12 protein-coding genes and 3 tRNA genes are annotated in these 14,714 nt (G+C 67.6%); 12 read left to right on the top strand and 3 right to left on the bottom strand.

All coding sequences use genetic code 11. From position 1 onward, the window contains the following. Positions 1 to 4: 4 nt before the first annotated feature. Both R9Z33_RS18425 and R9Z33_RS18420 read left to right on the top strand, forming a co-directional pair. Complete coding sequence (locus R9Z33_RS18425) at positions 5 to 1,405, top strand: malonyl-CoA decarboxylase (protein ID WP_318648018.1); 1,401 nt, start codon at positions 5 to 7, stop codon at positions 1,403 to 1,405. A gap of 71 nt (positions 1,406 to 1,476) precedes the next feature. Continuing rightward, positions 1,477 to 3,864 (top strand): 1-deoxy-D-xylulose-5-phosphate synthase N-terminal domain-containing protein, encoded by a 2,388-nt coding sequence (locus R9Z33_RS18420; RefSeq protein WP_318648017.1) that lies wholly within the window; start codon positions 1,477 to 1,479, stop codon positions 3,862 to 3,864. A gap of 4 nt (positions 3,865 to 3,868) precedes the next feature. On the opposite strand, the gene R9Z33_RS18415 is transcribed toward R9Z33_RS18420, so the two are convergent. From R9Z33_RS18415 to R9Z33_RS18405, 3 genes are all read right to left on the bottom strand, one after another. After that, entirely contained in the window at positions 3,869 to 4,729 is an 861-nt protein-coding gene (locus R9Z33_RS18415) for a hypothetical protein (protein WP_318648016.1), read from the bottom strand. Positions 4,730 to 4,886: 157 nt separating this feature from the next. Then, positions 4,887 to 5,864 carry a polysaccharide pyruvyl transferase family protein gene (locus tag R9Z33_RS18410; RefSeq protein ID WP_318648015.1) on the bottom strand — a complete coding sequence of 326 codons (978 nt, stop codon included), beginning with the start codon at positions 5,862 to 5,864 and terminating at the stop codon, positions 4,887 to 4,889. Then, a complete protein-coding gene (locus R9Z33_RS18405; protein WP_318648014.1) occupies positions 5,861 to 6,445 on the bottom strand; it encodes a DUF1643 domain-containing protein in 585 nt (194 codons plus the stop codon). Before R9Z33_RS18405 ends, R9Z33_RS18410 begins: the two co-directional genes overlap by 4 nt. Positions 6,446 to 6,514: 69 nt before the next feature. Between R9Z33_RS18405 and R9Z33_RS18400 the strand changes: the two genes are divergently transcribed. From R9Z33_RS18400 to R9Z33_RS18355, 10 genes are all read left to right on the top strand, one after another. Further along, positions 6,515 to 6,599, top strand: a tRNA-Leu gene (locus R9Z33_RS18400). Positions 6,600 to 6,639: 40 nt separating this feature from the next. After that, on the top strand, positions 6,640 to 7,962 hold the full coding sequence (gene tig / locus R9Z33_RS18395; protein ID WP_318648012.1) for a trigger factor: 1,323 nt from the start codon (positions 6,640 to 6,642) through the stop codon (positions 7,960 to 7,962). 176 nt (positions 7,963 to 8,138) lie between these two features. Next, positions 8,139 to 8,810, top strand: coding sequence for an ATP-dependent Clp endopeptidase proteolytic subunit ClpP (gene clpP, locus R9Z33_RS18390; RefSeq protein ID WP_318648011.1), 672 nt, complete (start codon positions 8,139 to 8,141; stop codon positions 8,808 to 8,810). A 158-nt stretch (positions 8,811 to 8,968) separates the two neighbouring features. Then, entirely contained in the window at positions 8,969 to 10,225 is a 1,257-nt protein-coding gene (clpX, locus tag R9Z33_RS18385; RefSeq protein WP_318648010.1) for an ATP-dependent Clp protease ATP-binding subunit ClpX, read from the top strand. A gap of 130 nt (positions 10,226 to 10,355) precedes the next feature. Further along, entirely contained in the window at positions 10,356 to 12,752 is a 2,397-nt protein-coding gene (gene lon, locus R9Z33_RS18380) for an endopeptidase La (protein ID WP_318648009.1), read from the top strand. A gap of 229 nt (positions 12,753 to 12,981) precedes the next feature. Next, a complete protein-coding gene (locus tag R9Z33_RS18375) occupies positions 12,982 to 13,254 on the top strand; it encodes an HU family DNA-binding protein (RefSeq protein ID WP_213612654.1) in 273 nt (90 codons plus the stop codon). 109 nt (positions 13,255 to 13,363) lie between these two features. Then, positions 13,364 to 13,438: transfer RNA gene (locus R9Z33_RS18370), tRNA-Val, on the top strand. A 63-nt stretch (positions 13,439 to 13,501) separates the two neighbouring features. After that, positions 13,502 to 13,578 (top strand) — tRNA-Asp (locus tag R9Z33_RS18365). Positions 13,579 to 13,799: 221 nt separating this feature from the next. Continuing rightward, a complete protein-coding gene (locus tag R9Z33_RS18360) occupies positions 13,800 to 14,168 on the top strand; it encodes an NADH-quinone oxidoreductase subunit A (RefSeq protein WP_213612655.1) in 369 nt (122 codons plus the stop codon). A gap of 4 nt (positions 14,169 to 14,172) precedes the next feature. Further along, on the top strand, positions 14,173 to 14,706 hold the full coding sequence (locus R9Z33_RS18355; RefSeq protein ID WP_249732032.1) for a NuoB/complex I 20 kDa subunit family protein: 534 nt from the start codon (positions 14,173 to 14,175) through the stop codon (positions 14,704 to 14,706). Positions 14,707 to 14,714: the final 8 nt, after the last annotated feature.

Raw genomic sequence — 14,714 nt, 5'->3', positions numbered from 1 at the left:
GCTGATGTCCGATGCCGCTTTGTCATTGTCGGATTCGTTGGTGGACCGCGCGCTCCGCCGCGTGACCGGACTCTGGCGGGACATGGCCGACCGCGTCGGCGGGCGCGACGAGGCGGAGGACATCGCGGGGCAGATGCAGGCCTGCCTCGCCGCGCGCGGGGGCGAGGTCTCGGCCCGGGCCCGCGCGGCCAAGCTTGCCGCCGCCTATCGCGGCTTCTCCGAGGCGGAGCGCGTGAACTTCCTGCGCGTGCTGGCCGGCTTCGACGCCGACCCGAAGGCGGTGGAGCGCGCCATCGCCGAATGGACCCAGGCCGCCGACGCCCCCGCCAAGGCCGCGGCCAAGGTCCGGCTGCGGCGCGCGCTGGAGAGCCCGCGTGTCAGGCTGCTGACCCAGTTCACCGCCATCCCGGACGGCATGAAGCTGCTGGTGGACCTCCGCGCCGACCTGCTGCGCGCCGTCGAGACCGACCCGCTGCTGGAGGCTCTGGAGGCCGATCTCAAGACGCTGCTCACCTCCTGGTTCGACCTGGGCTTCCTCGAGCTGCGCCGGATCGACTGGAACTCGCCTGCGGCCCTGCTCGAAAAGCTGATCCGCTACGAGGCGGTCCATCGCATCGAAAGCTGGGACGACCTCAAGAACCGGCTGGATTCCGACCGCCGCTGCTATGCCTTCTTCCACCCCCGCATGCCGGAGGAGCCGCTGATCTTCGTCGAGATCGCGCTGATGAAGGGCCTCGCCGGCTCGGTGCAGGCGCTGCTCGATCCCAAGGCCGAGGTGATGGACCCGAACCAGGCCGACACTGCGATCTTCTACTCCATCAACAACTGCCAGCGCGGGCTGGACGGCATCGCCTTCGGCAACTTCCTGATCAAGCGCGTGGTCGAGGTGCTGGGCCAGGAATTCCGCGGCCTCAAGCAATTCGCCACCCTCTCGCCCGTGCCCGGCTTCTGCCGCTGGCTCAATGCGCGGGAGGAGGCGGGCGACGCCGCGTTGCTGACGCCCGAGGAACTCACCGCCATCCGCAGCGCCGCGGGCGTGCCGGCCGAGACCTCGCCGGGCGCCGCGCTGCAATTGCTGCTCTCGCGCAAGGAATGGCCGCCGGCCCTGGCCAAGGTGCTGGAGCCGGTCCTGGTGCGGCTCTGCGCCCGCTTCGTCGCCGTCGAGGCCGGCCGGAACCCCAAGCGGGCGGCCGATCCGGTGGCGCATTTCCACCTCTCCAACGGCGCCCGCGTCGAGCGCATCAACTGGCGCGCCGACACCTCGGCCAAGGGTATGCGGGAGAGTGCGGGGCTGATGGTGAACTACCTCTACGACCCGGCCTTCATCGAGGACAACCACGAGGCCTATGCGGGCGAGGGCAAGCGCGCCATGGCCAGCGCTGTGCGCAAGCTGGTCAAGGGCTAGGGGGCGCGGACGGGTCTAGCCACGCATGGGGGGGATGGGGGTAAGCTTCCCCAAGCCAGGAAGATGACGCCATGAACCAGCAATCCCCCCTCCTGCGTGCCGACAGCCCGGACGAGGCGCGACGCGTGGCCCTGCTCAACGCCGTCGAGCGGAAGCTGCTCTGGATCTCGGCCTGGATGATCCACCATGCGAACCATGTCCGCCCCAGCCGGGACGGGCTGAAGGTGGGCGGCCACCAGGCCTCCTGCGCCTCGGTCATCTCGATCCTGACGGCGCTCTACTTCGATATCCTGAAGCCGGCCGACCGTGTCGCGATCAAGCCGCATGCGGGCCCGGTCTTCCATGCCATGAACCTGCTGCTCGGCCGGCAGAGCGCGGAGCGGCTCTCCACGCTGCGCCAGTTCGGCGGCATCCAGCCCTATCCTTCGCGCATGAAGGATGGCGGCGAGGTGGATTTCTCCACCGGTTCTGTCGGCCTGGGCGTGGCACTCACCAGCTTCGGCAGCCTGGTGCAGGACTATGTCCGGCTGAAGAAGCTGGCACCCGAGGGCCTGCCCGCTGGCCGCCACGTCGCCATCGTGGGCGATGCCGAGCTGGACGAGGGCAACATTTACGAGGCCCTGCTGGAGGGCTGGAAGCACGATATCCGCAATGTCTGGTGGGTGGTGGACTACAACCGCCAGAGCCTGGATTCCGTGGTGCAGGACCGCCTCTTCGGCCGGATCGAGGGCCTGTTCCGCGACATGGGCTGGAACGTCGTCACCCTCAAATACGGGCGCAAGCTGCAGGCCGCCTTCGCACGCCCCGGCGGCGACGCGCTGCGCCGCTGGATCGATGACTGCCCCAACAGCCTCTACGCCGCGCTCACCTTCCAGGGCGGCGCGGCCTGGCGTGCCGCCTTGCTGGCTGAGCTGGGCCGCGAGGAAGGGCTGCGCGCCATCATCGATCCGCTGACCGATGACGAGCTGGCCGCGCTGATGAACAACCTGGGCGGGCACGACATCGAGACGCTGATGGAGGCCTTCCGCGCGCAGGATGCGGCGGGCGACCAGCCCACCTGCTTCATCGCCTATACCGTGAAGGGCATGGGCCTGCCCTTCGCCGGCCACAAGGACAACCATGCCGGGCTGATGACCAAGGAGCAGATGGAGGAGTTCCGCTCCGCCATGCGCATCCGCCCCGGCCATGAATGGGATGAGTTCGAGGGCCTCGACATCCCGGCCGAGGAGATGCGCGGCTTCATCCAGAGCGTGCCCTTCGCCCAGAAGCTGACGCCCGAGGGCCGGTCGCTCACCTCGCCCAAGATTCCCATCCCGGCCGTGCTGCCGGTGCCGCGCGTGCCGGCGGGGCGCAAGCTTTCGACCCAGGCGGCCTTTGGCGAGATCCTGGCCGGGATCGGCCGGGGCGAGGGCGAATTCGCGCCCATGGCGGGGCGCATCGTCACCACCAGCCCGGATGTCACGGTCTCCACCAATCTCGGTCCCTGGGTGAACCGGCGCGGCATCTTCGACCGGCATCTGAAGAACGACGTCTTCCGTGACGCGAAGCTGGCCTCGGCCCAACGCTGGGGCATGTCGCCAGACGGGCAGCATGTGGAACTCGGCATCGCCGAGCAGAACCTCTTCCTGGTCCTGGCCGCGCTGGGCCTGTCGGATCGTCTCTATGGCGCGCGGCTGCTGCCGATCGGGACGGTCTATGACCCCTTCGTGAACCGTGGCCTCGATGCGCTGATCTATGGTTGCTACATGGATGCGCGCTTCCTGCTGGTCAGCACGCCGTCCGGCATTACGCTGGCGGCCGAGGGCGGGCAGCACCAGTCGGTGAACACACCGCTGATCGGCATGGCGCAGGATCGCCTCGCCGCCTACGAGCCCGCCTTCGCCGATGAGCTCGCCATCCTGATGCGCCACGCCTTCGCGCATATGCAGGAGGCCGATGGCTCCTCCGTCTGGCTGCGGCTCTCGACGCGGGGCCTGGCCCAGCCCGAGCGGCAGCTCGACCCCGCGCAGGTCATCGCCGGCGGCTATTGGATGGTGCCGCCCGCCCCGGGTGGGCGCATCGCCATCGCCTATCAGGGTGCCCTGGCGCCGGAGGCCATGGCGGCCTTCGAGACGCTGCGCGCGGAGGAGCCGGGCGCCGGCCTGCTGGCCGTCACCTCGCCCGACCGGCTGCACCAGGGCTGGCTCGGATCCCGCAAGCGCGCCCGGAGTGGGCCCGGGGCGAAGCCGTCGCACATCGAGACCCTGCTGGCGCCGCTGGCCGCCGGTGCCGGCATCGTGACGTTGCTGGATGGCCATCCGGCCGCGCTCGACTGGATGGGCGGCGTGCGCGGCCAGCGTGTCGCGGCCCTGGGCGTGGACCGTTTCGGCCAGGGCGGGGACATCCCGGCGCTCTATGCCGAATACGGCTTGGACGAGGCCGCGATCCTCGACGCCTGCGCGGAGCTGCTGCTGGGCTGAAGGCTCAGCGCAGGGCGGCGACGGCGCTGCGGAAGGCGGCGCTGCGCTCGGCCTGGCTGAGATAGGCGAGCAAGCGCGCACGATCGGCACGGTCGCCGCGATTGGTGAGAAGCGGCTTGGCCGCCTCGCGCAGCGAGAGCGGCAGGGCCTCAAGGCGCGACGGATTGTCCAGCCCGAGACGCAGCATCGCCGCATTCTCGAGCGAGACCGTCTGGCTCAACACCGTGCCGATGCCCGCCAGCGCGGCGTGCAGGCCCTGCGCCTCCGCTTCCAGCGTGGTGGCCCGGAACTGGGCCTCCAGCGTGCCCGTGTTGACCGCGCGGTCCAGCAGCCTGCGAAGACCGGAGTAGTTGCAGCTTCGCGCGTATTCGACGCCTCGGCCCACTGCACGCGCATGGCCCGGGGTGCCCGTCTCGTTGAGCTGCGCGTCGTTCTCCCATTCGGAGCGCAGGCGCATCTGCTCTGCCGCGACGAGGTCGGCGATGCGGTCGGCATACTGGGTCATCAGGACGTTTTCATCGAAGCCGCTGTTCAGCGAATTCATCGCCGCGATGGAGGCGCCGACGATCGCGATGGCCGGGGCCGCCGCCGAGGTGGCGCCCATGATGCCGAGCGTGAGCGCGTTGGTGGTGCTGATGCCGATGGAGGTCATCCGCGAGGCCGCCTGCGCCGCCCGCATCCGGTTGAGGAAATGCGCGCAGCTCGCGTCCAGCTCCGCGCGCAGCACCGCCAGGCTCTCGCGGCCATTGAGGCGGGCCATCGCCGCGTTCAGGGCGGTCCCATCGCTGCTGGGCGAAATCCCTTCGGCGACCATGACCGCCGTCCGCAGCCCCTGCATGGTGGGCGGCTGGGGCTCCCGGCTCATGCTGAGCCACAGCTCGCCATTGTTGCCGGAGCAGCCGGAAAGGCCGGGGAGCGCAACACCCAGGAGGGTGGCGCGAAGCGTGGCGGCTTCATCCGGAATCCTGTCATGAAAATGTCGTAAAGCGTGATCCGGATTGCGCCGTTCGGCAAGCCGTCGCTCAGCCAGGCGATGGGCCCGGCAAGATCCGGCGCAGCCGCGCCTGAAGCTCCGTCACGCCGGCGGGCAGGTTCCCCTCGGAGAGGCGGCCATACCAGGCCGGAAAGGCCGCGAGCAGGTCGCTCGCATCGAAGGCGACGGGCGACCATTCGTGATCCAGGAAGCGGATGGCCGCCTCCCAATCCGTCGGCCCATGGCGCGGCTGGCGCAGGACGAGCGCGGATTTCTGGCCGATTCCCGCATAGAAGTCCCGGATCCGATGGTCGAGCGGCGCTTCGGTCGTCACCGCGAGGCGGCCATTCTCCCCAGCATGGATGTCGAAGGCAGCGCAGGGGCGGCCATAGGCCTCGGCCAGGATCAGCCCATGCAGGCCGGTCGAGAGGATGCGTCGGCAATCCAGGATTTCGTCCAGCTTGGCGCGCATGGCGGTGAGGTCGAGCCGGTGGAGCGGGGAGATGATCCGCACGGCGCCCGCAAGGCCCGGCGGGACCTGGTAGCGCAGGAATTCCGGTCGCGGCCCTGCCTCGGGCCGGCGCGCGGCCACCTCGCTCAGATGCAGGATGACGCCCAGTTCATGGCGCGGCGGTCGCGCTGGCGCCGGCCAGAGGCGGGGGAGCAGCCAACCGGGATCGCCGAAGGGGCCCGGGGTTGCGAAGCCGGCCTCGGCCAGCAGGCGGGCGGAGAAGGGACCACGCAGCGCGTGCGCGACGAGTCGCGTGGCGAAGCGCCGCTGGAAGCCGCGCTGCGGGGCGAAGGGATTGTTGCGCCCGGCGGCCCCTGTGCCCCAGAGGTCCACCGTACCGAGAGCCAGGCTCTGGGCGATGGTGCCGATGGATGCGAGCCGCCGGCGGAGGGAGGCCGGCGCAGCCGGGGCGACCTCCCGCCCGGAAAAGGCGGCGACGAGCAGCGGGCCCAGCACATCGCCGAAATTGCCGACGCCGGGGGCGGCGAGGGCGTAGGCGAGGCGAATGGCGCTCAAGGCGGCGCGTCGGGCAGGCCGGCCCAGGGCAGGAGGGGCGCGTCGCGCCGTTGGTAGAGCGGGTGCTTCGGGCTGCCGTCATTGTTCACGCCGAAGCACATCGGGGTGACGCCGGCCCCCCGCAGCAGCGCCGCCAGGGCGGCGCCCCGGCCCATCAGCGGCCGGGGCGGCTGCCCCCAGGCCACGACGACCAGGGCCGCGCTGCGGGCGTAATGCAGGATCGTCGCGTCATTCTCCGTGCCGACAGGGTCATCCACCTCCAGCAGGCGCTTCTTGTCGGTGGCGCGGTAGGCGAAGGCGTTAAGCATGACGAGGCCGCCCAGCCCCCAGCGGTGGCGGGCGCGCCAGACGCAGCCCGCCACCGTCGGGTCATCCGCGTCGAGATCGGCGGTGGAGGGGTTCATGCCGATCACCACGCCGAAGCCCGGCGTGCCGATGGGCGCCCCGTCCCAGCGCCGCTCCAGCCACCAGCGCCAGCGGCGGCAATCGGAGAAGGCGGCGGCCGAGACGATGTCGGAAGCGAGCCGGAGGCGCACCTTTCCACCGGGATCATGCGTGGTCGTCAGGGGGGGGGTGGTCATGCGGGCCAGTATTGGCGAGGGCGGCCGTTTCGGCTACATGCGCCGCTTCCCATTTGGCCGCGCGGTCATGCGGGCGTGGTGGAATTGGCAGACACGCTGGATTTAGGTTCCAGTGGCGCAAGCCGTGGGGGTTCAAATCCCTCCGCCCGCACCACTTGGCCGCGCCCATCAACGCATGAACGGAATCGCTCACTATGCAGGTCACTGAGGTCGCGAACGAGGGGCTCAAGCGGGCCTATACGGTGGTGGTTCCCGCGACGAGCATCGCCGCCCAGAAGGACAAGCGCCTCGCGGAGCTGGCCAAGGACATGAAGATGCCGGGCTTCCGTCCCGGCAAGGTCCCGCAGAAGGTGGTGCTGGCCCGTTACGGCCAGGCGGTGATGGGCGAGGTGCTGGAAAGCTCCGTCCAGGAGGCGACGAGCAAGGTGGTGGCCGACAACAACCTCCGCCCCGCGCTGCAGCCCAAGATCGAGCTGGTGAATTTCGCGGACGGCGCCGACCTCGAATTCCGCATGGATGTGGAGGTGCTCCCCACCATCCCGATGCCGGATTTCGCCAGCATCAGCCTGACGCGCCTCAAGGCCGCGCCGGGTGACGAGGAAGTGTCCAAGGCGCTGGACAGCATCAGCCGCCGCCAGGCGAGCCTGGAGGAGACGGAAGCCCGCGCCGCCGCCAAGGGCGAGGTGCTGGTCTGCGACTTCGTGGGCCGCATCGGCGGTGAGGAGTTCCAGGGTGGCTCCGCGACCGACATGCCGATCGAGGTGGCCGGCCCCGGCTTCATCCCGGGCTTCACCGAGCAGCTCGAAGGCCTGGCCCCCGGCGAGGAGCGCGTGATCAAGGTCACCTTCCCGGCCGAATACGGCTCGGCCGAGCTGGCCGGCAAGGATGCCGAGTTCACCGTGACGGCCAAGGCGCTCAAGACCTATTCCAAGCCCGCGCTGGATGACGAGCTGGCGAAGAAGCTCGGCCTCGAGAGCTTCGAGAAGCTGCGCGAGGTCATCCTCGAGAGCCTGCAGCGCGAATATGACAGCCAGAGCCGCATGGCCCTGAAGCGCAAGCTGCTGGACGCGCTGGCCGAGCGCGCCAGCTTTGAGGTGCCCGAGGGCATGGTCGAGAACGAGTTCAAGCAGATCTGGGAGCGGGTCGAGGCCGACATGAAGGCCGGCCGCCTGGATGGCGAGGACGCGGGCAAGGACGAGGCGACGCTGAAGGGCGAGTACCGCGCCATCGCTGAGCGCCGCATCCGCCTGGGCCTGCTGCTCTCCGAGATCGGCACGACCAACAACATCACGGTGACGCGCGAGGAGCTGGGCAACGCGATGCGCGCCGAGGTGCAGCGTTATCCCGGCCAGGAAAAGCAGGTCTTCGACTTCTTCCAGAAGAACCCGCAGGCGCTGGAGAACCTCCGCAGCCCGATCTTCGAGGAGAAGGTCGTGGACTTCATGCTGGAGCTGGCGAAGGTCGAGGAAGAGACCGTGACGCCGGAGAAGCTGGCCGAGGCCGCCCAGCAGATCTGAGGCGGCGATGGGCGAGGGGGCTTCGCGCCCCCTCTTCCCTTGGGGGCCCCTCTTTCCTTAGGCCCCCTCTTTCCTTGGACATGTCTCTGCCCACATGCTGTGCCTGACCAAGGGGCCGGGGCACGATTCGTCCGGCCTTAACCAGGCCGTGCCCATCCTGGGGCGGACCTCAGAAGATGGGAATTCAAGACGTGCGATATGTGGGGACCCAGGATCGCGATCCTGTTGAAATCTATAACAACTCCCTCGTCCCCATGGTGGTGGAGCAATCCAGCCGTGGTGAGCGCGCCTATGACATCTATTCGCGGATGCTCAAGGAGCGGATCATCTTCCTGACCGGCGCGGTCTATGACCAGGTCTCCTCCCTGATCTGCGCCCAGCTCCTGTTCCTCGAGAGCGAAAACCCGAACAAGGAAATTTCCTTCTACATCAACAGCCCGGGCGGCGTGGTGAGCGCCGGGCTCGCGATCTACGATACGATGCAGTTCATCCGCAGCCCGGTCAGCACGGTCTGCCTTGGCATGGCGGCCTCCATGGGCTCGCTGCTGCTGACGGCCGGCGCCAAGGGCAAGCGCTTCGCGCTGCCGAACGCCCGCGTGATGGTGCACCAGCCTTCCGGCGGCGCCCAGGGCCAGGCGACGGATATCGAGATCCAGGCGCGCGAGATCCTGGAACTGCGCAAGCGCCTGAACCAGATCTACGTCACCCATACGGGCCAGCCGGTCGAGGCGATCGAGGCCAAGCTGGAGCGCGACAGCTACATGTCGGCCGAGGAGGCCCGGGATTGGGGGCTGATCGACCAGGTGGTGGACAAGCGCCCGCCGGCCGCGGAAGCGCCGAAAACCTGAGCCCTGACAAACGGTTAGGGATTTATGGGGCAGGATGAGCCGGCCAGGGTGGCAAAGCTTCCCTTGCAGGCCCCCGGGAGGGTAGATTCCCGGGTCACGAGTTTGAAACGCGGCCTGGGGGCAGACAGCCGGGTCCCTCCCCGCCGCGAGGAGTGCGCATGAGCAAGTCTGGCGACAGCAAGAACACCCTTTACTGCTCCTTCTGCGGGAAATCGCAGCACGAGGTGCGCAAGCTCATCGCGGGCCCGACCGTGTTCATCTGCGATGAATGCGTCGAACTCTGCATGGATATCATCCGTGAAGAGCACAAGACGCACATGGTGAAGACGCGCGATGGCGTGCCGACTCCCAAGGAGATCTGCAAGGTCCTCGACGACTACGTGATCGGCCAGGAGCACGCGAAGAAGGTGCTCGCGGTGGCGGTGCACAACCACTACAAGCGCCTCGCCGCGGTCGCCAAGAACAACGACGTCGAGATCGCCAAGTCCAACATCATGCTGATCGGGCCGACGGGCTCGGGCAAGACGCTGCTCGCGCAGACGCTGGCCCGCATCCTCGACGTACCCTTCACCATGGCGGATGCGACGACGCTGACCGAGGCCGGCTATGTGGGCGAGGATGTCGAGAACATCATCCTCAAGCTGCTGCAGGCGGCCGACTACAATGTCGAGCGCGCGCAGCGCGGCATCGTCTACATCGACGAGGTGGACAAGATCTCGCGCAAGTCGGACAACCCTTCCATCACGCGGGATGTCTCGGGCGAGGGCGTGCAGCAGGCCCTGCTGAAGATCATGGAGGGCACCGTGGCCTCCGTGCCGCCACAGGGCGGGCGCAAGCATCCGCAGCAGGAATTCCTGCAGGTGGACACGACGAACATCCTCTTCATCTGCGGTGGCGCCTTTGCCGGGCTGGAGCGGATCATCGGCGCGCGCGGCAAGGGTTCGGGCATCGGCTATGGCGCCGAGGTGCGCAGCCCCGAGGATCGCCGCATGGGTGCCGTGCTGCGCGAGGTGGAGCCCGAGGATCTGCTGAAGTTCGGCCTGATCCCGGAATTCATCGGCCGCCTGCCCGTCGTCGCCACGCTGGAGGACCTGGATGAGAAGGCGCTCATCGAGATCCTGACGCGGCCGAAGAACGCGCTGCTCAAGCAGTACCAGCGCCTCTTCGAGATGGAGGGCGCCAAGCTCACCTTCACCGACGACGCGCTGCGTTCCGTCGCCACGCGCGCCATCCAGCGGAAGACGGGCGCCCGCGGCCTGCGCTCCATCATGGAGCAGATTTTGCTCTCCACCATGTTCGAGCTGCCCGGCCTCGCCGATGTGGAGGAGGTGGTGGTGAACCGCGAAGTGGCGGAGACGCGGGCGCAGCCGCTCTTCATCTACGGCGAGAAGCCGGCCGAGCAGACCTCCGCCTGAGCCGGCGGAGGGCAGGGAGGGCGGCTTGTTTGCCGCCCTTTCATGACCAAATAAGGTCACCAACCCGTGGCTCCGGGTGGGCGTGCCGAATCCGGGCGCCCGCCCCGCCGACTGTCCCAGTGAGGTCCTCATGACGGAAACCATCCGCGGCGACTTGCTTCCCGTATTGCCGCTGCGGGATATCGTCGTCTTCCCGCACATGATCGTGCCACTTTTCGTCGGCCGTGAGAAATCCGTTCGCGCTCTCGAGGCCGTGATGCGCGAGGACAAGCAGATCCTGCTCGTCGCGCAGAAGAACGCTTTGCAGGATGATCCCGGCGCACCCGATCTCTTCGAGACCGGGACCGTCTCCACCGTCCTGCAGCTGCTCAAGCTGCCCGACGGTACCGTGAAGGTGCTGGTCGAAGGCGGGCGCCGCGCGAAGATCGTGGGCTTCAAGGAAACCGAGAACTACTTCGAGGCCTTCACCGAGCCGATGGCCGAGGCCCCTTCGGACAAGCGCGAGGTCGAGGCGCTGATGCGCACCGTGGTCTCGCAGTTCGAGAGCTACATCAAGCTCAACAAGAAGATCGCGCCCGAGGTGCTGGTCTCGATCAACCAGATCGACGACGCCGGAAAGCTCGCCGACACGGTCGCGAGCCACCTGTCCATCAAGATTCCCGAGAAGCAGGAGCTGCTCGAGATTGCCTCCGTCGCGGCGCGGCTGGAGCGCGTCTTCTCGCATATGGAAGGCGAGATGAGCGTGCTGCAGGTGGAGAAGCGCATCCGCAGCCGCGTGAAGCGGCAGATGGAGAAGACGCAGCGCGAGTATTACCTGAACGAGCAGATGCGCGCGATCCAGAAGGAGCTGGGCGAGGGCGAGGACGGCAAGGACGAGGCGGCGGAGATCGAGGCCAAGATCAAGGCCACGAAGCTCTCCAAGGAAGCGCATGACAAGGCGATGGCGGAGCTGAAGAAGCTGCGGACCATGTCGCCTATGTCGGCCGAGGCGACCGTGGTGCGCAACTACCTCGACTGGATCCTCAGCATCCCCTGGAAGAAGCGCAGCGTGGTGCGCCGCGACATCACCGCGGCCGAGAAGGTGCTCGACGCCGACCATTATGGCCTGGAGAAGGTGAAGGAGCGGATCATCGAGTATCTGGCTGTGCAGGCGCGCAGCAAGAAGATCCGCGGGCCGATTCTCTGCCTGGTCGGCCCGCCGGGCGTGGGCAAGACCTCGCTCGGCAAGTCCATCGCCAAGGCGACGGGGCGCAACTTCGTCCGCATGTCGCTGGGCGGCGTGCGCGACGAAGCCGAGATCCGTGGCCACCGGCGGACCTATATCGGCTCCATGCCGGGCAAGGTCATCCAGGGCATGAAGAAGGCGAAGACGAGCAATCCGCTCTTCCTGCTGGACGAGATCGACAAGCTCGGCGCCGATTGGCGGGGGGATCCGTCGAGCGCGCTGCTCGAGGTGCTCGACCCCGAGCAGAACGGCACCTTCGCCGACCACTACCTCGAAGTGGATTACGACCTGTCGGACGTGATGTTCATCACGACCGCCAATTCGCTGCGCATGCCCCAGCCGCTGCTGGACCGCATGGAGATCATCCGCATCCCCGGCTACACCGAGGATGAGAAGGTGCAGATCTCCAAGAGGCACCTCATGCCGAAGGTGACCGAGGCGAACGGGCTGAAGCCCAGCGAGTGGTCGCTGACCGACGAAGCCCTGCTCGACCTCGTGCGCTACTACACGCGCGAGGCCGGCGTGCGGAACCTCGAGCGCGAGCTAGGCGGCCTCGCGCGCAAGGCGGTGAAGGAGATCGTCACCGGCAAGGCGAAGAAGGTCGCGATCAACCGCAAGAACCTCGAGAAATACGCGGGCGTGAAGAAGTTCCGCTATGGCGAGGCCGAGAGCGAGGACATGGTGGGTGTCGTCACCGGCCTCGCCTGGACCGAGGTGGGGGGCGACATCCTCTCCATCGAAAGCGTGGTGGTGCCCGGCAAGGGCAACATCAAGCCGACCGGGCAGCTGGGCGACGTGATGAAGGAATCGGTCAGCGCGGCGCTCTCCTACGTCCGCTCGCGCTCGATCACCTTCGGCATCAAGCCGACGCTGTTCGAGAAGCGCGACATCCATGTGCACGTGCCCGAGGGCGCGACGCCCAAGGATGGCCCGAGCGCCGGTGTCGCGATGGCGACCTCCATCATCTCGGTCCTCACTGGGATTCCGGTGCGGCGCGAGGTGGCGATGACCGGCGAGATCACGCTGCGCGGGCGCGTCCTGCCGATCGGCGGCCTGAAGGAGAAGCTGCTGGCTGCGCTGCGCGCGGGCATCACCACGGTCTTCATCCCGAAGGACAATGAGAAGGACCTGGCCGACATCCCGGAGAGCGTGAAAAAGGCGCTGAAGATCATCGCGGTCAGTCATGTGGACCAGGTGATCAGCCAAGCCCTGGTGCGCCCGCCCGAGGCGATCACCTGGGTGGAGCCTGAGGAGGCGCAGGTGCCGCCGGTCGAATCGGAGGCGGTGGTCCGGCCGCACTGAAAGGCCGGAATTGCATTCCAGGAAGGGCGCCCCTCGTGGGCGCCCTTTTCATTTTCGCCACCTTCCTCAAGGGTTTGCCGAAGCTATCCCCAAAAAACCCAGGCAAACCGCCGCGAATCGGAGGGGTGGCTGATTGACGTGGCGGAAAACCGCCGCTTACTGTCCCGCCCAGGCCAGCGCGGAGAATCGGTCTTCACGTGGGTAGGCCGTTCAGCAAGGGGACCGTCCCATGAACAAGCAGGATCTGGTGGCCGTCGTTGCCGAGTCGGGCGAACTGTCCAAGGCGAAGGCCGGCGACGTTCTCGATTCCGTCTTCGAGGCGATCACGAAGGCGCTGAAGAAGAAGCAGGAAGTCCGCCTCGTCGGCTTCGGCACCTTCAGCACCAGCAAGCGGAAGGCCGGCAAGGGCCGCAACCCGCGGACGGGCGAGGAGATCAAGATCCCCGCCTCGACCACGGTGCGCTTCAAGGCCGGCAAGAACCTCAAGGATGCCGTGAACTGAGCTGACCGAGGCTCGATCTTGCGGGGCCGGTCCGTCATGCACGGGCCGGCCCTTCTCGTTTTCCGGCCCTCTCTTTTTTTTCGCCACGCCATGGCATGATGGCGCCGCCGGGCGCTTAGCTCAGAGGTAGAGCGCCTGCTTTACACGCAGGATGTCGGCGGTTCGACCCCGTCAGCGCCCACCATCTTTTCCGGCCCCGGTTGGTTGACAGCCACCGAGGCGGGGCCTAAACGCCCCTTCGTCTGCTGCGGGTGTAGCTCAGTCGGTTAGAGCGCCGGCCTGTCACGCCGGAGGTCGCGGGTTCGAGCCCCGTCACTCGCGCCAGACCTTTTCCAGACAATTCGGACATTGCCACTTCGCACCGATCCTGGGGCGCAACCGCTTGTGCTGACGTGGGTTTAACTTGACCCCCCTATGGCGGAGCAGGCCCGCCTTGCTGTATGGTGCGCCGCGTCAGAGGCGCAGTCCCGCACCCCTGGCCCATCGTCCATCCGCCGTGGCAAAGCGGCCAGGAATGGGCGAGGCAAAGAGTCGCCGAGGCAAAGATGACGCAGCCGTTGCTCGCCGAGTATTTCCCCATCCTCGTCTTCCTGGGGATCGCGGGAGGCATCGCCCTCGCCATGGTGGGCGGCAGCCTGCTGGTCGCGCGGCAGAAGCCCAATGCCGAGAAGCTCTCCGCCTATGAGTGCGGCTTCGCCCCCTTCGACGACACGCGCCGCCGCTTCGACGTGCGGTTCTACCTGGTCGCGATCCTCTTCATCATCTTCGACCTCGAAGTGGCCTTCCTCTTCCCCTGGGCGGTGACGCTGGGCGAGATCGGCTGGCTCGGCTTCTTCTCGATGATGGGCTTCCTCGGCGTGCTGACGGTCGGCTTCATCTACGAGTGGCGCAAAGGCGCCCTGGATTGGGAATAGGGCCATGAACGAGATTGCCTGGAACCCGGCCGGCGCCCCGCAGGATGCGGTGATCCGCGCCGTCACCGGCGAGATCGAGGAAAAGGGCTTCGTCGTCGCCAACCTCGACAAGGTGGTGAACTGGGCCCGCACGGGTTCGCTCTGGCCGATGACCTTCGGCCTCGCGTGCTGCGCCGTGCCGATGATCCATGCCTACATGGCCCGCTACGATCTCGACCGCTTCGGCATCATCCCGCGCGGTTCGCCGCGGCAGAGCGACGTGATGATCGTGGCCGGCACGCTGACCAACAAGATGGCGCCCGCGTTGCGCAAGGTCTACGACCAGATGAGCGAGCCGCGCTGGGTGATCTCCATGGGCTCCTGCGCCAATGGCGGGGGCTATTACCACTACAGCTACTCGGTGGTGCGCGGCTGCGACCGCATCGTGCCCGTGGACATCTATGTCCCCGGCTGCCCACCCACGGCCGAGGCGCTGGTCTACGGGATCCTGCAATTGCAGAAGAAGATCCGCCGCACGGGGACCATCCTCCGTGGTTGACGCACTCG

The organism is Sediminicoccus rosea (assembly GCF_033547095.1).
Lineage (GTDB): Bacteria > Pseudomonadota > Alphaproteobacteria > Acetobacterales > Acetobacteraceae > Roseococcus > Roseococcus rosea.
Note: the sequence above shows the minus strand (reverse complement) of the source record. Positions and strands in the feature narration are given on the sequence as shown.